The organism is Allobosea sp. 2RAB26, assembly GCF_052115465.1.
Classification (GTDB): domain Bacteria; phylum Pseudomonadota; class Alphaproteobacteria; order Rhizobiales; family Beijerinckiaceae; genus Allobosea.
The window spans coordinates 276,078-297,964 of record NZ_JBFRGS010000004.1 but is presented as its reverse complement, the minus strand read 5'-3'; the positions used below and the strand labels follow the sequence as shown (position 1 = coordinate 297,964).

At 65.1% G+C, this 21,887-nt stretch carries 22 protein-coding genes; 9 read left to right on the top strand and 13 right to left on the bottom strand.

Features of this window, described 5'->3' with window-relative positions:
* Nucleotides 1-127 precede the first annotated feature (127 nt).
* Nucleotides 128-823 (top strand): outer membrane protein, encoded by a 696-nt coding sequence (locus tag AB4118_RS09475; RefSeq protein ID WP_441489485.1) that lies wholly within the window; start codon nucleotides 128-130, stop codon nucleotides 821-823.
* A 184-nt stretch (nucleotides 824-1,007) separates the two neighbouring features.
* Here AB4118_RS09475 and AB4118_RS09470 read toward each other — a convergent pair whose 3' ends face one another.
* The 6 genes from AB4118_RS09470 to AB4118_RS09445 form a co-directional block, all read right to left on the bottom strand.
* Nucleotides 1,008-1,610: a glutathione S-transferase gene (locus AB4118_RS09470; protein WP_441489484.1), complete on the bottom strand. Its 603-nt coding sequence runs from the start codon at nucleotides 1,608-1,610 to the stop codon at nucleotides 1,008-1,010.
* Nucleotides 1,611-1,639: 29 nt separating this feature from the next.
* The gene (locus tag AB4118_RS09465) at nucleotides 1,640-2,491 is read right to left on the bottom strand and encodes a 23S rRNA (adenine(2030)-N(6))-methyltransferase RlmJ (protein WP_441489483.1); all 852 of its coding nucleotides are present in this window, start codon (nucleotides 2,489-2,491) and stop codon (nucleotides 1,640-1,642) included.
* Nucleotides 2,492-2,522: 31 nt separating this feature from the next.
* Complete coding sequence (locus AB4118_RS09460) at nucleotides 2,523-3,188, bottom strand: ribonuclease T2 family protein (protein WP_441489651.1); 666 nt, start codon at nucleotides 3,186-3,188, stop codon at nucleotides 2,523-2,525.
* A 15-nt stretch (nucleotides 3,189-3,203) separates the two neighbouring features.
* Nucleotides 3,204-3,677 carry a hypothetical protein gene (locus AB4118_RS09455; protein WP_441489482.1) on the bottom strand — a complete coding sequence of 158 codons (474 nt, stop codon included), beginning with the start codon at nucleotides 3,675-3,677 and terminating at the stop codon, nucleotides 3,204-3,206.
* A 146-nt stretch (nucleotides 3,678-3,823) separates the two neighbouring features.
* Entirely contained in the window at nucleotides 3,824-4,954 is a 1,131-nt protein-coding gene (locus AB4118_RS09450; protein WP_441489481.1) for an iron-containing alcohol dehydrogenase, read from the bottom strand.
* Nucleotides 4,955-5,126: 172 nt separating this feature from the next.
* The gene (locus AB4118_RS09445) at nucleotides 5,127-6,014 is read right to left on the bottom strand and encodes a DMT family transporter (RefSeq protein WP_441489480.1); all 888 of its coding nucleotides are present in this window, start codon (nucleotides 6,012-6,014) and stop codon (nucleotides 5,127-5,129) included.
* Nucleotides 6,015-6,173: 159 nt separating this feature from the next.
* On the opposite strand from AB4118_RS09445, the gene AB4118_RS09440 reads away from it, so the two are divergent.
* Together AB4118_RS09440 and AB4118_RS09435 are read left to right on the top strand one after the other, a co-directional pair.
* Nucleotides 6,174-6,500 carry an ArsR/SmtB family transcription factor gene (locus tag AB4118_RS09440; RefSeq protein ID WP_441489479.1) on the top strand — a complete coding sequence of 109 codons (327 nt, stop codon included), beginning with the start codon at nucleotides 6,174-6,176 and terminating at the stop codon, nucleotides 6,498-6,500.
* Nucleotides 6,493-7,035, top strand: a complete 543-nt coding sequence (locus AB4118_RS09435) for an SRPBCC family protein (RefSeq protein ID WP_441489478.1) — start codon at nucleotides 6,493-6,495, stop codon at nucleotides 7,033-7,035. Before AB4118_RS09440 ends, AB4118_RS09435 begins: the two co-directional genes overlap by 8 nt.
* 313 nt (nucleotides 7,036-7,348) lie before the next feature.
* Here AB4118_RS09435 and AB4118_RS09430 read toward each other — a convergent pair whose 3' ends face one another.
* A complete protein-coding gene (locus AB4118_RS09430; protein ID WP_441489477.1) occupies nucleotides 7,349-7,999 on the bottom strand; it encodes a TetR/AcrR family transcriptional regulator in 651 nt (216 codons plus the stop codon).
* 79 nt (nucleotides 8,000-8,078) lie between these two features.
* On the opposite strand from AB4118_RS09430, the gene AB4118_RS09425 reads away from it, so the two are divergent.
* A complete protein-coding gene (locus AB4118_RS09425; protein WP_441489476.1) occupies nucleotides 8,079-8,699 on the top strand; it encodes an NAD(P)H-dependent oxidoreductase in 621 nt (206 codons plus the stop codon).
* Between the two features lie 98 nt (nucleotides 8,700-8,797).
* Here AB4118_RS09425 and AB4118_RS09420 read toward each other — a convergent pair whose 3' ends face one another.
* The 4 genes from AB4118_RS09420 to AB4118_RS09405 all read right to left on the bottom strand — a co-directional run bounded on the left by AB4118_RS09420 (nucleotide 8,798) and on the right by AB4118_RS09405 (nucleotide 12,342).
* Complete coding sequence (locus tag AB4118_RS09420) at nucleotides 8,798-9,355, bottom strand: winged helix DNA-binding protein (RefSeq protein WP_441489475.1); 558 nt, start codon at nucleotides 9,353-9,355, stop codon at nucleotides 8,798-8,800.
* Nucleotides 9,356-9,451: 96 nt separating this feature from the next.
* Nucleotides 9,452-10,447 carry a TRAP transporter substrate-binding protein gene (locus AB4118_RS09415; RefSeq protein ID WP_441489474.1) on the bottom strand — a complete coding sequence of 332 codons (996 nt, stop codon included), beginning with the start codon at nucleotides 10,445-10,447 and terminating at the stop codon, nucleotides 9,452-9,454.
* Nucleotides 10,448-10,482: 35 nt separating this feature from the next.
* Nucleotides 10,483-11,790 carry a TRAP transporter large permease gene (locus AB4118_RS09410; protein WP_069879665.1) on the bottom strand — a complete coding sequence of 436 codons (1,308 nt, stop codon included), beginning with the start codon at nucleotides 11,788-11,790 and terminating at the stop codon, nucleotides 10,483-10,485.
* 3 nt (nucleotides 11,791-11,793) lie between these two features.
* On the bottom strand, nucleotides 11,794-12,342 hold the full coding sequence (locus AB4118_RS09405) for a TRAP transporter small permease (protein WP_441489473.1): 549 nt from the start codon (nucleotides 12,340-12,342) through the stop codon (nucleotides 11,794-11,796).
* 241 nt (nucleotides 12,343-12,583) lie between these two features.
* Here AB4118_RS09405 and AB4118_RS09400 point away from each other — a divergent pair, with 241 nt between their 5' ends.
* Together AB4118_RS09400 and AB4118_RS09395 are read left to right on the top strand one after the other, a co-directional pair.
* The gene (locus tag AB4118_RS09400; protein WP_441489472.1) at nucleotides 12,584-16,183 is read left to right on the top strand and encodes a hydantoinase B/oxoprolinase family protein; all 3,600 of its coding nucleotides are present in this window, start codon (nucleotides 12,584-12,586) and stop codon (nucleotides 16,181-16,183) included.
* Nucleotides 16,184-16,216: 33 nt separating this feature from the next.
* On the top strand, nucleotides 16,217-16,912 hold the full coding sequence (locus AB4118_RS09395) for an SDR family oxidoreductase (protein ID WP_441489471.1): 696 nt from the start codon (nucleotides 16,217-16,219) through the stop codon (nucleotides 16,910-16,912).
* A gap of 16 nt (nucleotides 16,913-16,928) precedes the next feature.
* Here the strand turns inward: AB4118_RS09395 and AB4118_RS09390 are convergent, their stop codons facing one another.
* On the bottom strand, nucleotides 16,929-17,543 hold the full coding sequence (locus AB4118_RS09390) for a LysE family translocator (RefSeq protein WP_441489470.1): 615 nt from the start codon (nucleotides 17,541-17,543) through the stop codon (nucleotides 16,929-16,931).
* A gap of 91 nt (nucleotides 17,544-17,634) precedes the next feature.
* Here AB4118_RS09390 and AB4118_RS09385 point away from each other — a divergent pair, with 91 nt between their 5' ends.
* Nucleotides 17,635-18,219, top strand: coding sequence for a GNAT family N-acetyltransferase (locus AB4118_RS09385; protein WP_441489469.1), 585 nt, complete (start codon nucleotides 17,635-17,637; stop codon nucleotides 18,217-18,219).
* A 6-nt stretch (nucleotides 18,220-18,225) separates the two neighbouring features.
* Here AB4118_RS09385 and AB4118_RS09380 read toward each other — a convergent pair whose 3' ends face one another.
* Nucleotides 18,226-19,086, bottom strand: a complete 861-nt coding sequence (locus AB4118_RS09380; protein WP_441489468.1) for an alpha/beta fold hydrolase — start codon at nucleotides 19,084-19,086, stop codon at nucleotides 18,226-18,228.
* Nucleotides 19,087-19,178: 92 nt separating this feature from the next.
* Between AB4118_RS09380 and dapB the strand changes: the two genes are divergently transcribed.
* Together dapB and AB4118_RS09370 are read left to right on the top strand one after the other, a co-directional pair.
* Nucleotides 19,179-19,982: a 4-hydroxy-tetrahydrodipicolinate reductase gene (gene dapB / locus AB4118_RS09375; protein WP_441489467.1), complete on the top strand. Its 804-nt coding sequence runs from the start codon at nucleotides 19,179-19,181 to the stop codon at nucleotides 19,980-19,982.
* A gap of 162 nt (nucleotides 19,983-20,144) precedes the next feature.
* Nucleotides 20,145-21,821: a methyl-accepting chemotaxis protein gene (locus tag AB4118_RS09370; RefSeq protein WP_441489466.1), complete on the top strand. Its 1,677-nt coding sequence runs from the start codon at nucleotides 20,145-20,147 to the stop codon at nucleotides 21,819-21,821.
* Nucleotides 21,822-21,887: the final 66 nt, after the last annotated feature.

The following is a 21,887-nucleotide window of genomic DNA, read 5'->3' as shown; positions in this document are numbered from 1 at the left end:
CTGCCGCGGTCTGCAATGTACCTGTGCTTTAGCCGCAACAGACATCGACGCCGGCGCGGGCTATAAAGGCGTCATCGACATCACCGCCGGGCCACGCCGGCACCAGCGACGACTAAAGGAGTCTAAAATGAAGAAGTACCTGCTTACGAGCGTCGCGGCCCTCGGCCTCGTCGTTGCCGGCGCCGCCTCTGCTGCCGACCTGCCGTCCCGCAAGGGCCCGGTTGCCGCCCCGATCTACCTGCCGCCAGTGTTCACCTGGACCGGCTTCTACGTCGGCGTCAACGCTGGCTATGCTTGGGGCCAGATCGACTCGACCACGGGCGCTTTCACCAACAACCTCGGCAACTTCAGCGATCCCGATGGCTTCACCGGTGGTGGCCAGATCGGCTACAACTACCAGATCGGCCAGTGGGTCCTCGGCGCTGAAGCCGATTTCCAGGGCGCTGACCTGAAGTCGACGTCCGTCAACCTGGCTAACAACCTCCGCGCCTCGACCGAGGTCAACTGGTTCGGCACCGTTCGTGGCCGCGTCGGTTACTCCTTCGACCGGTTCCTGCCGTATGTCACCGGCGGTTTCGCTTACGGCAGCGTCAAGAACAAGGTCTCCAACGGCGTGTTCGCTGGCAGCAACGACAACACCCAGTACGGCTGGACCGTCGGTGCTGGTCTTGAGTACGCCTTCACCAACAACCTGACGGCGAAGCTCGAGTATCTCTACGTCGACCTCGACAAGGAGTCGTTCAACGTTCCCGGCGGCACCTTCACCTCGAACGTCGAGACCAAGTTCTCGGTCGTCCGCGCTGGCCTGAACTACAAGTTCTAGTCCGATCCCCTCACGGGGCTCAGAATGAACCCGGTGGCTTCGGCCACCGGGTTTTTTGTTGTGCGAGACAAGATCATCGGACCGGATATCGTATCCAGTCCGATGATCTAACCCTTTCCCTTTGCATCGGCTTTCCTGAAAACCGCAATCCACTTTTCGGGCCGATGCTTTAGCTCGGAGTCGGTCAGCCCTTGAATCGGGTGGTTTCGAAGGAGGGCACCTTCGCCGCGAAATCGTCGAGCCAGGCGACCAGCTTGGGGTGAGCTGCCCGCCACGTTCCGTCGAAACGCAGATCGAGATAGCCCAACGCGCAGGCCAGTGCGATTTCACCGATGCGGGGTTTGCCAGACCAGGCTGGCGGCGCTGCCTCAAGTGTAGCGAGCGCCCGCGCGACCTTGCCGGCCTGATTCTCGACCCAGGCGGCATTGCGCATCTCGGGCGTCCTGAACCGGCCTTCATAGACCTGAAGCAGGGCCGCATCACAGATGCCGTCTGCCAGCGCTTGCAGGCGCAACTGCGCAAAGCGCGCTTCGCCTGACGGAATCAGGCCGCCACCGGCGAGATGGTCGAGATACTCGGCGATGACGCGGGAATCGAACTGTGCCGAGCCGTCCTCGAGCACCAGCGCCGGAATCTTGCCGAGCGGGTTCTGGGCGCGCAACGTGTCCTTGGGATCGGTGGTATCCGCCGCGACGATCTCGATGCGGCCCAGGAGATCGAGCTCATGGGCGGCAATTTTGACCTTGCGGCCGAAGGGGGAGGCTGGGGAGGTGCGCAAGGTCAGCATCGGTCATATTCCGGTCAGTTCTGGAGATGTCAGCCGTCCGGGCGGATCGGCTCGCAACGGTAGCGCGGCCGCGGGCCTTGCGCGAGGCGTTCGCACAATGCCGGCAACAGAAGGAGAGCTTCCTCCGCCAGTTTCCAGGGCGGATTGACCACAAGCAGACCGGTGGCCCCGAGACCTCCCGCGGCTTCGGGGCGGTCGACATCGATCTCGAGCCTGAGCAGGCGACCGATGCCGGCATCCTCGATCGCATTCACGAGGCCGTCGGCGGCCCGGCGCTCCTTGACCGGATACCAGAGCGCGTAAATGCCGGTCGGCCATTTGCGGTGCGCGGCAATGAACTCGGCCGCCATCGTCGCGAACTCGTCCTTCTCCTCGAAGGGCGGGTCGATCAACACGAGTCCGCGTCGTTCCTTCGGCGGGACATTGGCGCGCAGCGCCGTCCAGCCGTCGATCGCCAGCGCCTTGCAGCGCGAATCGCGACCGAGCGTCGCGGCGAGCTTCTTGTAAGTGGTTGGATGCAGTTCGGCGGCGATAAGCCGGTCCTCCGCCCGCATGGCGTGTCGGCAGAGCCAGGGCGAGCCGGGATAGCTGCCGGCGCCATGGCTTTCCCGTGCGACCGCGACAGCTTCGCGCCATGGTGCCAGCAACGCCTCCACGCTGGAGGCGAGCGGCGACTGGTCGAGCCGAGCCACGCCGTCCTTCCATTCATGCGTGCGCAGCGCTTCCTCGGAGCCGAGATCGTAACGGCCGGCACCGGCATGGGTGTCGATGACGCGATAGGGCGTATCCTTGGCGCCGAGATGAGTCAGGATGCGCATCAGCACGACATGCTTGAGGATGTCGGCGAAATTTCCGGCGTGGAAGCTGTGATGATAATTCATGAAGCGGTCTTAGCCGCCTCGCAGCGCTCTGTCAGCGTTGAGCTTTCACGGTGATGTCGCGCGTGCGGCAGCCGGAACGGTCGACCTCCTGGCAGGTGCGGAAATTGCGCAGGTCCTTGCTGAAGCAGATCCTGACTTCCTGCAGCACACCGCGTTTGCAGGCGATCGACATCATGTCGCTGCGCAAGCCTGGATTCGCCGCAGCGAAGGCGCGCTCGAGATCGATCGCGGTCCAGCTCTGATCGCGATCCGCCTTCTGCAGCGCCGGAGGAATCGCGACCTTCTGGCGGGCGCGCCGGACATCCGAAAAATAGTCGTTCGGGCTCGAGCCCGAACAGGTGCCGTGCTTGCGCCATTCATAGCGGGCGAGCCCCTCGGACGGGAACAGGCCGTCGGCCTGGTCGAGGGCGATGCGAGAAGGCGTGCGGCCGGCCGGTCCGCAATCAGTGGGGTAGCCGCGCTCGTTCTGCGGCCAGAGGCCATGCACGACGAAGCCGAGATTGGCGCCGCTCTCGCATTGCTCGCGGGCGTGCCCGCGTCCGCCGTCCAGTTCGCAGAAGCCCGGCGACCATGACAGGGCGAGAACGTAGAAGTCGAAATCACCGGGAACGCCGCCGCGGCCATATTGCCCCTGCGCTTGCGCGCCCGGGGCCATAAGGCCAAGCAGCGCCAGCATCGAAAACCAGGCGCGCGGCAGTCTCACAGCCGGAGGTTACTTTTCGGGGCCGGGCCGGGCCATCTGGCAATTGGGTGCGTAGGAAAGACCCCGATCGAGGCCGTTGACGCACCAGTTGACGTTCCAGGTCAAGCCGAAGAGGCCGAGATTCTCGCGCACTGAGTAGTCGATGCGGTGCAGCGAGCCGTCATTCAACGCGATCCGCCCCGTGCAGAAGCGGCGCGGGATGAAATCGTCGCCCCAGGGTCGGAAGCCGATGGGGCGGATGCGATCATAGGCGACCGCCTGCAGCGGCCCCCAGAATTTGGCCTCTCGCGAATTGAACCAGCTTGTGATCTCGCTGAGGACGGCGGGATCCTCGCAGGCCGGCAGGTTGCCATACATCGGAATGATGCGTGCCTCGGCCCGATCCGCCGGGTCGACATAGCGGCGGCTCGTGGCCTCGACGCTGATGGTCGCAGCAAGGCAAGTCGCTGCGACGAGGGTGGTTTTCAGCAGGGCGCGGCGCATAGGGGCAAGCCTCGTGCAGGCTGGGTGAATCTGATGCCGCACGATGACGTTCGGACGGGGGAGGGTCAAGGTGATTGGCGCCAATGAAGGGCAACCGGACCGCGACTGTGTCATTTTCGATCCGGCTGCGTAGAGCGCGTTGCTGCTCAGAAGGAGGCCTCCAGCATTGCGACATAATCGGCGGCAGCCGCCGCGCGCGGGTTGCTTGCCGTAGAGTGATCCTTCACCGCAGCTTCGGCTATGGCCGGGACGACGCTGCGCGGGACGCCCATTTGCGTGAGGGAGGCCGGCATGCCGAGGCGCTGGCTCAGGTCGGCGATCCAGTTGGCGAGGTCGGTGTCGGGAGCGAGATCGAGCGCACGCCGGATCTCCACGTATTTCAGGCCGCATTCCGGCTCGTTGAAGCGCAGCACTGCCGGCAGCAATACGGCGTTCAGCGTGCCGTGGTGAAGCGAAATGTCCTTGAGGCCACCAAGCGGGTGGGAGAGCGCATGCACCGCGCCAAGGCCCTTCTGGAAGGTCAGGCCGCCCTGAAGGGCCGCCATCATCATCTCCTTGCGGGCTTCGCGATCGGATCCATCGGTCACGGCCCGCTCGATATGTGCGACTGCGCGCTTCAGCCCGTCGAGTGCGATCGCCTCGGCGGGCGGGTTCTCGCGCGGGCTGAGATAGGTCTCGATGCAATGGGTGATCGCATCCATGCCGGTTGCGGCGGTAAGCCAGGCAGGCAGGGCGAGCGTGAGCTCAGGGTCGCAGATCGCGAGCCTTGGAATCAGATGTGGCGAGATGAAGCCGAGCTTGCGCCCATCCTTCAGGGTGATCAGCGCGGCGCGCCCTACCTCGCTGCCGGTGCCCGAGGTGGTGGGGATCGCGATCACCGGCGCGACGGCTGCGGTCACTTTCGGAATGCCGCCGAGGATCGCCGCATAGGTTTCGAGTGGTCCATCATGACCTGCGAGCAGCGCCACGCCCTTGGCGAGATCGATTGGCGAGCCGCCGCCAATGGCGACAAGCCCGTCGCATCCGTTTTCGCGATACAGCGCCAGTGCTGCGAGCACGGCCTCCTCTGTCGGGTTGGTCGGCGTGGCATCGAAGATCGGGGCGGCCTGCAAGGCTGGAGAATGCGCCTGAACCGTGCCGACGAGACCGACAGCGACGACGCCCTTGTCCGCAATGATCAGTGGCTTGCGCATGCCCAGCGCGGTGAGATCGGCATCGATGCCGGCGACCTCGCCGAAGCCGAAACGGGTCGTGGTGAGATAGGTGATCAGGGCCATGGGCGTCCTCGTGGGGCTGGCCTCGTCTCGTCTAGCGGCTCGGCCTTATTGAGATGAGCTCTTGGTGTGGCATGGCCGCCGCCAGGCGTCGACTGCAGAGCCCGCGCGGGGAGGGCGAGGCGAATGCATGAGAATGTCCGGGCCTGCCTCGTCAGCGGGAGCGCGGCGCGCCTCAGGGCGGGTCGAGCATCTCAGTGGCCTTTCCCGCCCGCCGTTCGAGCACCATCAGGGCGAGGCCGGCAACCACGATGAGGCCCGAGCCGATCAGCATCGAGAGCGACGGCCAGTCGCCAAAGATGAACCAGCCGAAGATCAGGGCCCAGACGATCAGCGTATACTGGTACGGCACGACGACAGAGGCCTCCGCCAGCTTGAGCGAGCGTGTGACGCAGAGATGTGCGGCCATGGCGACGATACCGAGCAAGCCGAGCAGCCCGATATGGGCGACGCTCGGCGTCGTCCAGCCGAAGGGCAGCAGGATCAGCCCCATGACAAAGGCGCCCAGCGTTTGCCAGGCCACGAGCGTCACATCCGGCGTGCCGCGCAATTGGCGGCCCATGATCATCATGGCCGCGAAGGAGACGCTGCCGACGAGCGCGATGATGGCCGGAAGGGTCAGGCTCTGGCCAGACGGGTTCAATGCAACGGCGACACCGATGAAGCCGACGACGACGGCGAGCCAGCGCCCGGCATCGACCCGTTCTCCGAGCAGCAGCGCAGCCAGGATCACCGCCCAGACTGGAGCGGCGAGCCAGAGTGTCATGGTGTCGGCCAAAGGCAGGTAGGATACCGCCCAGTAGAACAGCGCGACTTCGCAGGAGCCAAGCGTCACGCGCAGCACCTGCAGCCACGGCCGCTCCGGGCGCAATGTGCGACCAATGCCCTGCTTCACCACGAACGGGGCGATCACGATCAGCGCCGCGACGCTGCGCAGCAGCACCACCTGGCCGATCGTATAGGTTGCGACCAGCCATTTCCCCAGCACGTCATTCACGGAGAACAGCAGGATGCCGAGCAGCATCATCGTGATGCCGGTCAAGGTGGCGTTTTTGGTGGGCATGGTGGTCTGCAGAAATACCTATCGGCTGGGCGTTTCCTGTCGCCTTTCGCGCTCCGCGAGGCAAGTGGTGCCACGCGCAGGGGTTGTGCGCGCAGGGCAGAGGGGGGAGGCGTTAATTTAATTATTGACTTAATTAAGCGAATGACTAATTAACGATGCATGGACCGCTTCATCGCTCTCGCCGACCCGACGCGCCGCCGCATCATCGAGATGCTCGGTGAAGGTGCCCTGGCGGCCGGTGAGATCACAGCGCGGTTCAGCATCAGCGCGCCGGCGATCTCGCAGCATCTGAAGGTGCTGAAGGAGGCTGGCCTCGTCAGGGTCGAAGTCAGCGGCCAGCGTCGCATCTACCGGCTCGATCCTGACGGGCTCGATACATTCGATCTCTGGGTGAAGAAGGTCCGCGGCTTCTGGGGCTCGCGACTCGACATATTGGGGCAGAAACTGGCGCAAGCCGACAGTCATGAGGGAGAGACGGATGAGTGAGTATGGCACTGTTCTTGAAAGTGGCGCGGTGCGGTTCGAGCGGCTCCTGCCGGGGCCGGTCGAACGCGTCTGGGCCTATCTGGCGGAGTCCGGCAAGCGCGGCACCTGGTTGGCCTCTGGTGATTTCGACCTGCGCGTCGGCGGTGAGACGAAGCTTCTGTTCAAGCATTCGGAGATCACCGATGAGCCGCCGCCCGAGCGCTATCGCGAGGTGAATGACAAGGGATTTCTCGCGACCGGGACGATCACCCGCTGCGAGCCGCCACATGCGCTTGCCTTCACCTGGGACGGGGACGGCAATCCCCTCTCGGAGATCACCTTCGAGCTCAGTCCGAGGGATGGCAAGGTGCTGCTGGTGCTGACCCATCGCAAGCTCGCCGACCAGGCTGCGATGACGAATGTCTCCGGCGGCTGGCACATGCATCTCGGCCTGCTCGAGGACCAGCTTGCGGGGCAGACGCCGCGTGGTTTCTGGTCCCGGCAGGCGAAGCTCGAGAGTGAGTACGCCGCACTCTTTGCGAGCCTGCCGGAGTAGGGCGGGGCCTCATGCGGCCGGCGTGCCGGGCACGGGCCGCTCTCGAGGCGGCGCGGCCCGCGTCGGGCAAGGACGCTGGCCGCGCCCGATCCGCTGCGCGGCGTGTGTTGGCGTACATTGCGAGCTTGATCGAGGTCCAGCGATCGTACTCGTCGCAAAGTGGGTTCCGCCTGCGGCTCGACGATGGCAGTCAGATCGACGGACTGGCGGTTGCCGGCTATCTCAGCCTATCCGGCGCCCCCCCAACCGCCTTGGCGGCCAGCTCCAGGCCAGGCTCAGCTTCTGAGACGCGGCGGGCGGTCGTTGCGCGGTTTCACATGCCGCCGGCGCCCGACGGAGAACCGCCGCGCGCGCTTCTGGCAACCATTGCGACGATCGTCTCGAAGAGCTCGTCCTGAGCCTGCGCGGCCGTGATGTCTCCCGCCGCGGCGGCAGAAGACAGGGCCTCGGCTGAACCGAGCAGCGCCCAGAGGCCCGCTGGAGCAATCGTACCGGAGCCGGCGAAGGGCGCGAGCGCGGCTCGGCACTTCCCCATGAAGATCGCTTCGTAATCGCGCTTGAGCTTTGCGAGCTCGGGCGCGCCGGCAAGCGCCGCGATCACGCCAGGGATCTCACGGCCCTGGAGGAGCACGCAGTCGACATAGGATGACGCGATGACCGCTGCCCTGCCTGCCAAGGTCGGTTCGCTCGCGTCGAGCGCGGCATCCATGAGTGCTGTCTGGCGCGCGTCGAACTCCTGGTAAAGCGCTGCCAGCAGCCCGCTGCGTGTGCCGAAATGGTCGTAGACGACGGGTTTTGTCACCCCTGACCGCTCGGCTAGCCGCCCCAGCGTCAGTGCCTCCGTTCCCTCCTCCCGGATCAGCCGCCACGCGACCTCCAGAAGCTGGCGATAGCGGTCTTCCCTCGCCAGGCGGCGACGCGGCGGCAGAGCTGGTGGGTGATCGTTCGGTCCGGGGCTTGACATATTTATATACCAAAAGTAACTTACTAAAAGTATATATCACTCGGGTTCCCCCCGCAATCACTCAGCCGGAGTTCTTGAAATGCACGCGCTCATTGTCGTCGCCCATCCTGATCGTGCGTCGCTCAGTCATGGCGTCGCTGCGCATGTCGGGGAGGGAGTGTCCCTGTCCGGGCCGGGCAATTCCTTCGAAATCGCCGATCTCGCGGCCGAAGGTTTCGACCCACGCTTCACCGAGGCCGATCTCGCAGTGCACCGTCGCGAGGTGCTGCCACCGGCCGACATTATCGCCGAGCAGGTGCGGATCGATCGCGCCGATGCCCTTGTCCTGGTCTATCCCGTCTATTGGTGGTCGATGCCGGCGCTTCTCAAGGGCTGGATCGATCGCGTCTTCGCCAATGGATGGGCCTATGACGAAGGCCCGGATACACCTATGGTGAAGAGGCTCGGCCATCTCCCGGTCCATCTGGTCGCCATCGGTGGCGCCAGCCTGCGAACCTATGCCCGACACGGCTATTTCGGCGCGATGAAGACCCAGATCGACCACGGAATCTTCGATTATTGCGGCGCCCCTGTCGTGACGTCCGAGCTCCTGCTTGGTTCGGGGCAGGATGATCGGGCCAAGCATCTGGCGGCGGCGCGCGCCATTGGCGGCACTCTCTTCAAAGCCTTCAGACCTACCGGGGCACAAGTTGCTGCGTGACGGCGTAGCAGGCTGCTGCCTGGCGATGATCTCCACCATTCGAGGGGCGTTCGCGGCTATTTCCCCCGACGAAATCCAGTATGAGGCTCGGCACGCGCCTACAAGCTGGCCGCGGCCCGCGCGGCCTGGTCGTACTGGCCTGACAGCGAGCGCATGGTCGCTGCGATCTCCGAGAGGCGCACCGGATCCATGCCGAGCGCCAGCACGGATTTGACCAGGAGCTGCTCGCGGATCTGGGCGTAGCGCCGGCAGGCATCCTCGCCCGCCGGGGTGATTGCGACGGTCTTTTCCTTGCCCTTGCGCCCGCTCTTGATCAGCTTGAGCCGCTCGAGCTTCTTGAGTGCGTAGTTCACGACATAGGTGTCCTCGATATTGAGGACGAGGCAGATATCGGCGAGGCGCTTCGGCTTGCCGCGGTGGTTGACGTTGTGCAGCACCAGCACATCCACCGGCGTGAGATCCGGAATGCCGGCCGAGGTCATGGCGCGGAGCATCCAGCGCTGGAAGGCGTGCACTGTCATGCTGAGCGCAAACTCGAACTCGGAGAGCGCCGGCATCGCGCCCGAGGCCAGGTGGCCGGACGAGACGATCGGGCCGAGCAGCGCGTCGGCCAGCTCAGCCGGTGGTTTCGGGGGCGGGGGGGCCGATGTGGACATCGTCTCTGGCGCTCTCATGCAAGGCAGCCGTCGTGGCGCCGGACGTGCGAACGGCCGCACGAAGCGGCCGTTCGTGAGGGATTGGGCCGGTCGGGCTCACATCCTCTTGTAGGCGTCGATCACGGCCTGGCCGTCGGCGCCGGCCTTCTTCAGCCAGTCGGAGGTCAGGGTTTCGCCGGCCTTCTTGAAGCCGGCGGCGAGTTCCGTGCTCGGCGCCTGCACCTTCATGCCCTTGGATTTGAGCTGGTCGAGATACCAGCCGGTCTTGGCCTCCCAGGCCTTCCAGCCGCGCTCCTCGGCCGCCGCAGACGCCTTGAGCAGCGCATCCTGCGTCGGCTTGTCGAGGGCGTCGAAGGCTGCCTTGTTGACGAAGGTCGCATCCTTCGGGATCCAGGCCTGCACGTCATAGAAATGTGTCAGCGATTCCCAGACCTTCGAGTCGAAGCCCGTGCCGCCAGACGACATGAAGGAGTTGACCACGCCGGTGGCGAGCGCCTGGGGCAGCTCTGCGGCCTGGATCGTCACCGACTGCATGCCGAGCATTTCGCCGAGCCGCGCCGTGCCGACATTGTAGGAGCGCCATTTCAGCCCCTTCATGTCGTCCGTCGAGTTCAGGTCCTTCTTGGCGTAGACGCCCTGCGGCGCCCAGGGGACCATGAAGAGGAGCTTGATGCCCTGGCTTGCGAGCTTCTTCTCGATCGCCGGCTTCGAGGCCGCGTAGAGCTTCTTCGATTCCGGGAAGCTGGTCGCCAGGAACGGTACGACGTCGATGCCGAAGATCGGATCCTCGTTCTCGTGGATCGACATCAGTACTTCGCCCATCTGGGCCTGGCCGGTCTGCACGGCGCGCTTGATCTCGGGCGCCTTGAACAGCGCGGCATTGGCATGGACCGTGATCGTCAGCTTGCCGCCGGTCGCCGTCTCGACATCCTTTGCAAAGGCGACGAGGTTTTCGGTGTGCGGGTTGTCTGTCGGGTAGGCGTTCGGGAGGTTCCATTTGGCCTGTGCCGAGACCGCTGTCGCGGAGAGCGCCAGAGCACCGGCTGCGACACCGGCCGCAAGAAAGCCCTTAATGAAGTCGCTTCGTTTCATGATGGTGTCTCCGTTCCCTTGTTGTTGACGCTGCATCATCCCGGAAAGGCCAGTTGCGGCAGGATCATCACGATTTGCGGGAAGATCGTAATGATCGCGACCGCCACGACCAGTAGAAAAAAGAAGGGTAGGGCGGCGAGCGCCACCGTATTGGAATCCTTGCCCGACATGGTCTGGAGCACGAAGAGGTTGAACCCGACCGGAGGCGAGACCTCCGCCATCTCGACGATGAGCACCAGGAAGATGCCGAACCAGACCAGGTCGAAACCGGCCTGCTTGATCATCGGAATGACGATGGCCGTGGTCAGCACGATCATCGAGATTCCATCAAGTGCCGCGCCGAGCACGATGTACATCACCGTCAACGCCGCGATCAGCGCGTAGGGCGAGAGATGCAGGCTGTCGACCCATTCCGCCAGGGCAGCCGGGATGCCGGTATAGGCCATCGAGGTCGACATGAAGGAAGCGCCGGCCAGGATCAGCATGATCATGCAGGTGATGCGGGTGGTGCCCATCACGCTGGCCCAGAAGGCTTCGCGGGTCAGAGACCCCGACCACCAGGCGACGCCGAAGGAGCCGAGAACGCCCCAGGCCGCACATTCGGTTGCTGTCGCCCAACCCATCAGCAGCGAGACGAAGACGAGCGCGATCAGCAGCATGCAGGGGATGAGATTGGCCGATTCCCGCAGCTTCTCGCGCAGGGGCATGCTCGGCTCCGGCGGCGGCGCCTTGTCCGGGTTCAGCATGTGCCAGACGATGATGTAGCCGGAGTAGAGTGCCATCACGAGCAGGCCCGGCAGGAAGCCGGCGAGGAAGACCTGGATGATCGAGACATTGGCCGCGACGGCATAGACGACCATGGTGATCGAGGGCGGGATCAGGATGCCCAGCGTGCCGGCGCCGGCGAGCGAGCCGAGGCTGACCGTCTCGTCATAGCCCCGCTTCTTCAGCTCCGGCAGGGCGATCTTGGCGACGGTGGCGCAGGTCGCGGCCGAGGAACCGGAGACCGAGCCGAAGATGCCGCAGGCCAGGACGTTGACATGCATCAGACGGCCAGGGAGCCAATTTAGCCACGGGGCGAGGCCGCGGAACATCTCTTCCGAAAGTTTCGTACGGTAAAGGATTTCGCCCATCCAGATGAAGAGCGGCAAGGCGGCAAGCGTCCAGGAAGCGCTGTTGCCCCAGATCGTCGTCGCGAGCACCGAGCCGGCGGGGATGCCGCCGCCGACGAATTGCATCGCGACCCAGCCGCAGGCCATCAGCGAGATGGCGATCCAGACGCCGCCGGCGAGGAAGACAGCCAGCAGGATGAGCAGCAGTCCAGAAATCTCGATCATCGCCATGGTTCAGACCCCGCTCTGCATCGCGCGCTCGACGACTTCTTCGTCGCTTTGCGGGGGCGGCTTCTCATAGCGGGGCTCGTTGCCACGCAGGACGACGTGAACGAACTCATCGACGAAGGCGATGAAGAGGATGACCAATCCGCCGGAGAAGCCGAGTTGCGGAATCCAGAGCGGCATCGGCACGACGCCGCCGGCAACATCGTTGAACTCATAGGATTGCCAGGTCATCACCACAGCGTGCCAGGCAAAGAAGCCGGTGAAGCCGAGACCAAGCACGAGCGAGAAGACCTCGAAGGCCCAGCGCGTGCGCCCCTTGAAACGATCGATCAGGAGGCCGACCCGGATCATCTCGCCGGATTTGAAAGTATGCGCGAGGCCGAGAAAAGCCAGCGCTGCCATGCTCCAGGACGCGAAATCATCGCCGGCAGGAATGTTGAAGCCGATTTCGCGTCCGATGGAGAGGCCCATCATCAGGACGAAGATGGCGACCAGGAAGAAACCCGCCGCGTAACCTGCAAAGAGATAGAGCTTGTCGAGGGCCGTGCGGATCATCGAGCGCCCCACGCCATAGGTGTCGGCCGCAGCGGGGCCGCCGCGCGGGACCGCCGGCGCGTGCCGAGTCCGATTGCCAGGGTCGATCCTGTCATCGCATCCTCCCTCGACCGGCCCGGCCCCTCAGCCATGTTCCGGTCACAATTGCGATCGTAGCCGCCGAATCCGCCTTGTCAATATTTCATCGACGATTTATCGATGAATTGTCGAAACGAATTCACGCCACGCTGGGGAGAGTGTCATGACGGCGAGCCATTGGGATTTCTGGATCGACCGCGGCGGCACCTTCACCGACGTGATCGGCCGCGATCCGGCAGGCAAGCTTCACGCCAGGAAGCTGCTCTCGGAGAATCCGGGCGCCTATCGCGACGCCGCCGTCCAGGGCATCCGCGACCATCTCGGCCTCAAGCCCGGCGAGATCATCCCCGCCGGACGCATCGGCGAGGTGCGCATGGGCACCACGGTTGCGACAAATGCCCTGCTCGAGCGCAAGGGCGACCGTACGCTGCTCGTCACCACGAAGGGTTTCCGCGATGCGCTCCGCATCGGCTACCAGGCGCGGCCCGACATCTTCGCCAAGGAGATCATCAAGCCCGAGCAGCTCTACGAGGCGGTGGTCGAGATCGCGGAACGCGTGCTGGCCGATGGCGCGGTCGAACGGGCTCCGGACGAGGCCGCGATCCGCACGGCCCTGCAGGAACAGTACGATGCCGGTTTCCGCGCCGTGGCGATCGCCTTCATCCACGCCTATCGCTATCCCCAACATGAGCAGGTGGCAGCGCGCATCGCCCGAGAGATCGGCTTTCCGCAGGTGTCGGTCAGCCACGAGGTCTCGCCGCTGATCAAGCTGGTCGGGCGTGGCGATACGGCTGTGGTTGATGCCTATCTCTCGCCGATTCTCGGGCGCTATGTCGCGCAGGTTTCCGAAGAGCTCGACATCGGGCGCACCGGCGCACGGCTGATGTTCATGATGTCGTCCGGTGGCCTCACCGCGGCAGAGCTGTTCCAGGGCAAGGATGCAATCTTGTCGGGCCCCGCCGGGGGCGTCGTCGGCCTGGCCGAGACCGGGCGTTCGGCCGGGTTCGACAAGGTGATCGGCTTCGACATGGGTGGCACCTCCACCGATGTCGCGCATTTCGATGGCGAGTATGAGCGCGCTTTCGAGACCGAGGTCGCCGGCGTGCGGATGCGCGCGCCGATGATGCTGATCCATACAGTTGCGGCTGGTGGCGGCTCGATCCTGCATTTCGACGGCGCGCGCTTCCGCGTCGGCCCGGATTCGGCCGGCGCCAATCCGGGGCCGGCCGCCTATCGACGCGGAGGCCCGCTCGCGGTCACCGACGCGAATGTCATGGTCGGCAAGCTGATCCCGGCCTATTTCCCGGCGATCTTTGGCGAGCAGCATGATCAACCGCTCGATGTGGACGCGGTCCGCGCCAAATTCGCGAAGCTTGCGGCTGAGGTCGGCGACGGCCGCAGCGCTGAAGAGGTCGCCGACGGCTTCATCCAGATTGCCGTCGCCAATATGGCCGAGGCGATCAAGAAGATCTCGGTGCAGCGTGGCTATGACATCACCCGCTATGCCTTGAACTCGTTTGGTGGTGCAGGCGGGCAGCACGCCTGCCTCGTCGCCGATGCGCTCGGCATCAAGACCGTGCTGCTGCACCCGTTCTCCGGCCTGCTCTCGGCCTATGGCATGGGGCTCGCCGAGATCCGCTCGACGCGGACGGCCGCGCTCGACGTACCGCTCGATGCCGAGGTCAAGGCCGCGATTGCGGAGGTGGCCGAGCGGCTGGGTGCCGAGACGCGCGCCGAGCTGATCGGGCAAGGCGTGCCGGATGGCGAGATCGCCATCCATATCCGAGCCCATATCCGCTATGCCGGCACCGATACGGCGATCGCGATTGCGTCCGGCAGCCGGGCCGAGATGCAGGAAGCTTTCCAGGTCGCGCATAAGGCGCGCTTCGGCTTCATGGACGAGACCAAGGCCTTGGTCGTCGAGGCGGTCGAGGTCGAGGCCGTTGGCGGGGGCGCCAGGTTCGAGGAGGCGGCGGCAGGCGAGCGGGCCGGTGAACCGGCGGTTGCCGAACGCACGCGCCTGTTCTCGAAGGGGCAGTGGCACGAAGCCGCGATCGTGCGGCGCGAAGCGATGGCTCCGGGGCAGAGCGTCGCGGGACCCGCCATCATCATCGAAGCGAACCAGACCGTCGTCGTTGAGGATGGCTGGAGTGCGAAGCTGACGGCCAAGGACCATCTCGTCCTGCATCGCAGCAAGGCGCTGGTGCAGAATGCCGCGATCGGCACCAAGGCCGATCCCGTCATGCTCGAGATCTTCAACAACCTGTTCATGTCGATCGCCGAGCAGATGGGCGTGACGCTGCAGAACACCGCCTATTCCGTGAACATCAAGGAGCGGCTCGACTTCTCCTGCGCCGTGTTCGACTCGACCGCGAGCCTCGTCGCCAACGCGCCGCATATGCCGGTGCATCTCGGCTCGATGGACAAGTCGGTCGAGACGGTGATCAGGAACAACCCCGTCATCCGGCCGGGTGACGTCTATTGCCTCAATGCGCCCTATAATGGCGGCACGCATCTGCCCGACATCACGGTCTGCACCCCGGTCTTCGATGCCGAGGACAGGAACATCCTGTTCTGGGTGGCGAGCCGTGGCCACCATGCCGATGTCGGTGGCGTGGCGCCCGGCTCGATGTCGCCGCTGGCGACGCATATCGAGGAAGAGGGCGTCTATATCGACAATTTCAAGATCGTCGATCAGGGCCGCTTCTGCGAGGAGGAGCTGGTCAAGCTGCTGACTGGGGCGCGCTATCCCGTCCGCAACGTCGTGCAGAACGTCAACGACCTCAAGGCGCAGATCGCCGCCAATGAGAAGGGCGTGGCGGAGCTGAAGAAGATGATCCGCTCCTTCGGCCTCGACGTGGTCCAGGCCTATATGGGCCATGTCCAGGACAATGCGGCCGAGAGCGTCGCACGGCTGCTCGCCAAGCTGCATGATTGCGAGTTCACTTATCCGATGGATCAGGGCTGCGCGATCAAGGTGAAGATCACGATCGATCGTTCGAGGCGCGAGGCGACGGTCGATTTCACCGGCACCTCGCCGCAGCGCGAGGACAATTTCAACGCGCCTGCGCCGGTGACCCGTGCGGCGGTGCTCTATGTCTTCCGCGTCATGGTCGATGACGCGATTCCCATGAACGCGGGCTGCCTGCGACCGATCAGGATCGTCGTGCCGGAAGGCTCGATGCTGGCGCCGCACTATCCGGCGGCCGTCGTTGCCGGCAATGTCGAGGTCAGCCAGGCTGTCACCAATACGCTGTTCGGTGCGCTCGAGGCGATGTCGGCCTCGCAGGGAACGATGAACAACCTGACCTTCGGCAATGATCAGTATCAGTACTACGAGACGATCTGCTCCGGCTCGCCGGCGGGGCCGGGCTTCAATGGAACCTCCGGCGTGCATGTCCACATGACCAATTCGCGCCTGACCGATCCGGAGATCCTGGAGACGCGTTTCCCCGTCGTGCTTGAGGATTTCCACATTCGCCCTGGCTCGGGCGGCAAGGGCGAATGGAATGCCGGCGATGGCACCAGCCGCACGATCCGCTTCCGCGAGCGGATGGACTGCGCGATCCTCGCCTCGCATCGCCGCGTGCGCCCCTTCGGCGTCAAGGGCGGTGAAGCGGGGCAGCTCGGCAAGACGATCGTCCGCCGGCTTTCCGGAGCCGTCGAGGAACTGAAGCCGAGCGACCAGACGCTGCTCGAGGCGGGCGAGGCCGTGACCGTGATCACGCCGACGGCGGGAGGCTATGGAAAAGCGAAGGGCTGACGCTTAGGTCCTGTCTCCACACGGGAGATGGATATGCCTCAGACCTGGATGATCACCGGCGCCAATCGCGGCATCGGCCTTGCTCTTGCTACCGCCCTGGTGGCGCGTGGCGACCATGTCATCGCCGCCGCGCGCGATCCGGCAAGTCCCGGCCTTGTGGCGCTGGTCGCCAAGCATGGCGGGCTCGTCACGCCGGTCACCCTCGATGTGACGTCCGATGCGAGCGTCGCCGCTGCCAAGGCTGCGCTCGCCGACCGACCGATCGATGTCCTGGTCAACAATGCAGGCGTCTACGGCCCGCGCGACAAGCAGGGCGCGCTCGACATGGATTTCGACGCCTGGCGCGACGTGTTCGAGGTCAATGTCTATGCGCCGCTGCGCGTGGCGCAGGCATTCCTGCCCAATGTCGAGGCCTCGCAAGGGCGCAAGATCGCGACGATCAGCAGCCGCATGGGCTCGATCGCCGGCAATCCCTCGGGGGCGCTCGCCTATCGCTCTTCGAAATCGGCCGTGAACATGGCCATGGTCGTGTTCGGCAACGCCGTGCGCGAGCGCGGCGTCAGCATCCTGCTGTTCCATCCGGGCTGGGTGCAGACCGACATGGGCGGTGGCGGAGCCGACATTCCGCCGACAGAAAGCGCCGCCGGCCTGATCGCAACGATCGACCGGTCCGGCATCTCCGACACCAACAGCTTCCGGACCTGGAAGGGCGAAGCGATCGCCTGGTGAGGCCTGAGGCGGCGGATCAACTGGCGCGCGACGAGCCCAGCCAGAGGCCGCCGCCAATCAGGAAGCCGCCGCTGACGCGCGAGAGCAGGCGCACGCGCTTCTGCGACAGCAGCCGTCCCGCCCGCCCCGAAAGCAGCGCATAGCCGCTGTCGCTGACCGCGGCGAAGAGCATCGCGGTCAGCCCCATGATCGCGATCTGCGTGACGTGATCGCGGGCGGGGTCGAGAAATTGCGGGAAGAAGGCACCAAAGAAGAGCAGTGTCTTCGGATTACTGAGCGCGACCAAGACGCCTTGCAGGAAGAACCCGCCGCGCGGTGCTCGGGCCTGCATGGCGCCATCCTCGACGCCGCCGGCCCGGACCATCTTCCAGCCGAGCCAGATCAGATAGGCGGCGCCGGCGAGCCGCACCCAGTCGAACCAGTGGCCCATCGCCGCGATGACCGAGCTCAGGCCGATGCCGACGATCGCGATCATGATCGCGAGGCCGAGCTGGGTTCCTGCCGCATTCAGGAGCCCGGCGCGGGCACCATGCTTCAGGCTGTTGGCGATGATCAGTGTTACGGTCGGGCCCGGCACGATGACGATGACGAAGCAGGCAACGAGATAAGCGGCAAAAAGCTCGAAGGACATGGCGGCAGTCTCCATCTCGATTGCTGAGTCATCTCAGCCTGGGGCCGATGAGTCGAGCCCCCTCGTGCCGCTGGCGAAAGGGACCAGGAGAATGTCGGCCTTTGCCTTCACTGTTCTGCCGCTGGCGCCCGAGCGCTGGCCGGATCTCGAGGATCTCTTCGGTCCGAAGGGGCCCTGCTATGGCTGCTGGTGCAACCATTTCCGCATGCCCCAGAAGCAGCGCCTGCCGCTATTGGGGGAGGGGGCCCGGCAATTGTTCGAGCAACGGGTTCGCGAGGGGCCGTCCCCTGGCGTCCTGGCCCATGATCACGAGACCTGTGTCGGCTGGCTCCAGGTCGGCCCTCGGCGCGACATTCCCGAATGGAACAATCCGCGGCGCGCCTCGACGCCGCTGCCGGATGCGCCGGCCGACGATGAGCGCGTCTGGGCGGCGTCCTGTTTCTTCGTCCGCAAGGCGTGGCGGGGCAGGGGCGTCACGGCGGCGCTGCTCGACGGCGGGATCATTTTCGCGCGCGAGAACGGGGCCCGCCTGCTCGAGGCTGCCCCCATGGACCATGAATTCACGCGTAGCAGCGAGGGCCTTTATGTTGGCGCCGAGCGGGTCTTCCTGCGAGCCGGCTTCGTCGAGGTCGCGCGGCAGAAGGAGGGGCGGCCGCTGATGCGGCTCGCACTCTGAGCGATATCACGCTTCATCGAGAATGAACTCGCGGATCGTCGCGAACGCGGCCTCTGGGTCGTCGCCGACGATGCCGTGGCCGCAACCAGCGAAACGCTTGAAACGAACCGATTCGGGCGGAAGGCACGCTGCAATCGTCTCGCTGAAGGCAATCGGCGTGATGGGGTCTTCCTCGCCCCCCATAACGAGGACTGGGCAATTCACGGCTCCCAGCGCGGCGCGAAAATCGAAGCGGCCCTGTTCGTTGTGCGGGCCATTGAACCAGACGCCTGTCTCGTTGCGCGAGATGAGCCTCTGTATCCAATCGGTCGAGCCGGTTCGCGGTCGCGCTGCGTAGAGCGGAAAGCAAATCTCAGTATAGGGCGCACGTGTCTCAGGCGCGGGCGCCGACCAGTAGTTTCGGGCCGCCTGACTGGCTCGTGGACCACCGACCCGTTCGAAGGCTGCGTAGACCGCCGGGAAATCGAACTTGGCGGCCGTGGAAATCAGGATCAGCTTGGCGGCATGCCCGGGATGGCGCGTCGCATAGGCCTGCGCGACAAAGCCCCCGAATGACGTGCCGAGGATGATCGGTCTTTCGATGCCGAGTGTGTCGCAGAGCACCTTCAGGTCATCGGCCCACTGGTCCAATGTCCAACTCTCACGCGGGCCGTCTTCGCTGCGGCCGCAGCCGCGATGATCGTAATAGACGATCTGGGCGATATCGCTAAGTCCGGAGAACCCGGGTTTGTAGATGCTGTGGTCGGCGCCTGGACCGCCATGAAGCAGGATCAGCGTTGGCTTTTCCCGCATGGCCGGGCCATCGGGCGCGAGCCCCGCACCTTCGATGTCGACATAGAGGCGCACTCCGTTGACAGTGACACGCATCGGTTCGATTCCCCCAGCCGCATCCAAGCCTCGAACTGTAAGGGGCGGATGATCGAACTCAATTGTTTCCAGCCTTATGTTGGGAGTTTCCGATGATCCGCATCACGCTTGCCGGCTGCACCGGCTGGGTCGGCAAGGCGCTTGTCGCTGCAATCGACTCCGCGTCCGACCTTGAGCTTGTTGCGGGTGTCTCGCGCAAGGCAGCAGGCAGCGATCTCGGCGAGGCGGCCGGGCAGCCAGCCAATGGCAAACCGGTCTTTGCGACCGTGGCGGAGGCGCTCGCCGTGCCGTCGGATGTCCTGATCGACTATACCAAGCCCGACAGCGTGAAGGACAATGTGCTGGCAGCCGTTGCGGCGGGGCGCCATGTCGTCGTCGGCGCGTCTGGCATGACCGGCGAGGATTATGCGGAGATCGAGGCCGCTGCGCTCAAGGCCGGCGTCGGCGTGCTTGCCGCGGGCAATTTCTCGATCACCGCGACGCTGCTGCGCCGCTTTGCCCGCGAAGCGGTGAAATATGTGCGGGATGTCGAGATCATCGACTACGCCTCCGCGTCGAAGCCGGACACGCCGTCCGGAACCGGGCGCGAACTCGCCGAGACGCTTGGTGCCGAGCGTATGGCTGGAACCGCGAAGCCGGTTGCGGAGCTCGGCGGCGCCCGCGAGACGCGTGGCGCCGCAATCGGTGCGCCGCATGCGGTACAGGTCCATTCGCTGCGGATGCCGGGCTTCGTCCTTTCCTGCGAAGCGGTCTTCGGCCTCCCGGACGAGCGGCTGGTGATCCGGCATGATGCCGGCACCTCTGCCGCGCCTTATGTCGGCGGCACCTTGCTGGCGGCGCGGCGGGTTGCGGATCAGATCGGGCTTCGGCGTGGCTTGGACAGCCTAATGGCCTGATCAACGGGCGTTGCCGTTATTTTTTGCACGCGCGGCGGCTTCGACAGCTCGGTCCGTATCCGGCTAACTTGTTGATTTTTATCACGTTCCTCCTGTCGTGTTAACCTAACGTTCGTTCGCATCTGCGAAGGGAAGGGCGCGCTACGACGAGGGGGCAACGCGATGCGGCAATTGGGGCTGACTGCGAAGATCACCATGCTGTTTGCGCTCATGGGGATTGCCGCTGGCCTCGGGTTGTTCAGCGCGGTTCGGGGCTTTGACGCGGTCCGCGAAATCGATCGCGATGCTTTCTCGAGCATGGCCTTGGTCAACCGCGCGGCGCTGCTCTCGAATCGCGTGGCGCAGGCCTCGCTGCTTAGCCGCTTCGATGACGCGGCCACGCCGCGTGCGATCGAGACCGCGCTCGATTCTCTTGATGGAGCTGTGGAGCTGGTCGATGCCGCACGAGCCAGTCTGATCTCTTCGTTGCCGCGCGAACTCCGCGACGCCAATCCGACCTTGGATGCCCGGATCAGGACGTTCATTTCATTCCAGCGCGACATCGTCACGATGGGGCGCGAGGTCTCGGCAAAGGCCGCGCTCATCGAGGCCTCGGCCGAGGCGGCGCGCGAGAATGTCCGCCAGATCATCCTCGTCACGTCGAAGCTCGCCGATGGCCTGGACAGGCGTGCGCAGCTCGGCGCTGCAGAGGCTGCGGGGCTAGCCCACGCGCTGCGCCTGCGGGTGATCGCGACGGCGGTTGGTCTCCCGCTCGCCTGCGCGCTGCTGGCGATGTACCTGCTCAGGACCCAGCTCACCCGCCCCCTGCGCGATCTGATGGCCGCTATCGCCACCGCGACGGCGACCTCTGCCGTCATCGCGGTGCCGCATGTCCGGCGTCGCGACGAGATTGGCCAGCTTGCCCGCACCGTGCGGGCGCTGAGCGAAGTGCGGGCGACCCTGGTCACCCGCGATGCCGAGGCCGACCGGGCTCTGTTCCACCAGAACCAGCGAACAGAGGAGCTCGGCCGCATCGCCGAGGAATTCGAACACCGGATTGGTGCCGTGCTTCACGATATCGCCGGGTTGAGCGAAGCTCTGCGCACCGCACAACAGGATTCTGCGGTGCGGGCACAGCAGGTCTCGCAGAGCACGGGCACTGCCGCTTCCGCCGTCGACGGGGCGGGGTTGGAGGCACGGCGCATCACCGAGGCAGCCCTGCGCCTGGAGCAGGTGATCGGCCAGATCAATGCGGAAGTGCACCGGGTTTCACAAACGGCGACGGTGGCGACGCAGGATGCCGCTGGCACCTCCGGCCTTGTCCTGCGTCTGACCGAGAATGCGGGGCAAATCCGCGATGTCGTCGACATCATCGAGACGATCGCTCGGCAAACCAATCTGCTTGCGCTGAACGCAACGATCGAGGCGGCGCGCGCCGGCGTGCATGGCCGGGGGTTTGCCGTCGTCGCGAGCGAGGTCAAGGCGCTGGCGGGCCAGACGGCCGACGCGACAGCGCAGATCGTGCGGCGCATTGCAGCGGTCAACGCGGCGCTGTCGCAGGCGGCGCAGGCGGTTTCAGGCATCGTCGCTAGCGTCGGTGCCGTCGAACAGGCCAGCACCGAGATTTCGACCATGGTCGCCTCGCATTCCGAGTTGATGGGCTCGCTCGGGGACACGGTCGCGCGTATTTCGGGTGTGACGGAAACGGCTGCGGGCGCAATGGCGGAGATCGCCGAGGCGAATGCGCAGACTGTCGAACAGGCTGGCAGGGGCGCGTTCGGGGCCCGCGACCTCGACGAGCGCATCGCAGCGCTGCAGGGCGAGGCGGAGGAATTCGTCAGGCGCCTGCGCGCCGCCTGATCCCGTTCTGTTCTTGCGCTTGCATTGCGCGAGCGACTCGCGCCTTTGTGCGGCATGGTCGCATAT

Coding starts and splice junctions, on each gene's coding strand:
- AB4118_RS09475 (WP_441489485.1), top strand. CDS start 128: ATGAAGAAGTACCTGCTTACGAGCGTCGCGGCCCTCGGCCTCGTCGTT.
- AB4118_RS09470 (WP_441489484.1), bottom strand. CDS start 1,610: ATGCTGACCTTGCGCACCTCCCCAGCCTCCCCCTTCGGCCGCAAGGTC.
- AB4118_RS09465 (WP_441489483.1), bottom strand. CDS start 2,491: ATGAATTATCATCACAGCTTCCACGCCGGAAATTTCGCCGACATCCTC.
- AB4118_RS09455 (WP_441489482.1), bottom strand. CDS start 3,677: ATGCGCCGCGCCCTGCTGAAAACCACCCTCGTCGCAGCGACTTGCCTT.
- AB4118_RS09450 (WP_441489481.1), bottom strand. CDS start 4,954: ATGGCCCTGATCACCTATCTCACCACGACCCGTTTCGGCTTCGGCGAG.
- AB4118_RS09445 (WP_441489480.1), bottom strand. CDS start 6,014: ATGCCCACCAAAAACGCCACCTTGACCGGCATCACGATGATGCTGCTC.
- AB4118_RS09440 (WP_441489479.1), top strand. CDS start 6,174: ATGGACCGCTTCATCGCTCTCGCCGACCCGACGCGCCGCCGCATCATC.
- AB4118_RS09435 (WP_441489478.1), top strand. CDS start 6,493: ATGAGTGAGTATGGCACTGTTCTTGAAAGTGGCGCGGTGCGGTTCGAG.
- AB4118_RS09430 (WP_441489477.1), bottom strand. CDS start 7,999: ATGTCAAGCCCCGGACCGAACGATCACCCACCAGCTCTGCCGCCGCGT.
- AB4118_RS09425 (WP_441489476.1), top strand. CDS start 8,079: ATGCACGCGCTCATTGTCGTCGCCCATCCTGATCGTGCGTCGCTCAGT.
- AB4118_RS09420 (WP_441489475.1), bottom strand. CDS start 9,355: ATGTCCACATCGGCCCCCCCGCCCCCGAAACCACCGGCTGAGCTGGCC.
- AB4118_RS09415 (WP_441489474.1), bottom strand. CDS start 10,447: ATGAAACGAAGCGACTTCATTAAGGGCTTTCTTGCGGCCGGTGTCGCA.
- AB4118_RS09410 (WP_069879665.1), bottom strand. CDS start 11,790: ATGGCGATGATCGAGATTTCTGGACTGCTGCTCATCCTGCTGGCTGTC.
- AB4118_RS09405 (WP_441489473.1), bottom strand. CDS start 12,342: ATGATCCGCACGGCCCTCGACAAGCTCTATCTCTTTGCAGGTTACGCG.
- AB4118_RS09400 (WP_441489472.1), top strand. CDS start 12,584: ATGACGGCGAGCCATTGGGATTTCTGGATCGACCGCGGCGGCACCTTC.
- AB4118_RS09395 (WP_441489471.1), top strand. CDS start 16,217: ATGCCTCAGACCTGGATGATCACCGGCGCCAATCGCGGCATCGGCCTT.
- AB4118_RS09390 (WP_441489470.1), bottom strand. CDS start 17,543: ATGTCCTTCGAGCTTTTTGCCGCTTATCTCGTTGCCTGCTTCGTCATC.
- AB4118_RS09385 (WP_441489469.1), top strand. CDS start 17,635: ATGTCGGCCTTTGCCTTCACTGTTCTGCCGCTGGCGCCCGAGCGCTGG.
- AB4118_RS09380 (WP_441489468.1), bottom strand. CDS start 19,086: ATGCGTGTCACTGTCAACGGAGTGCGCCTCTATGTCGACATCGAAGGT.
- dapB (WP_441489467.1), top strand. CDS start 19,179: ATGATCCGCATCACGCTTGCCGGCTGCACCGGCTGGGTCGGCAAGGCG.
- AB4118_RS09370 (WP_441489466.1), top strand. CDS start 20,145: ATGCGGCAATTGGGGCTGACTGCGAAGATCACCATGCTGTTTGCGCTC.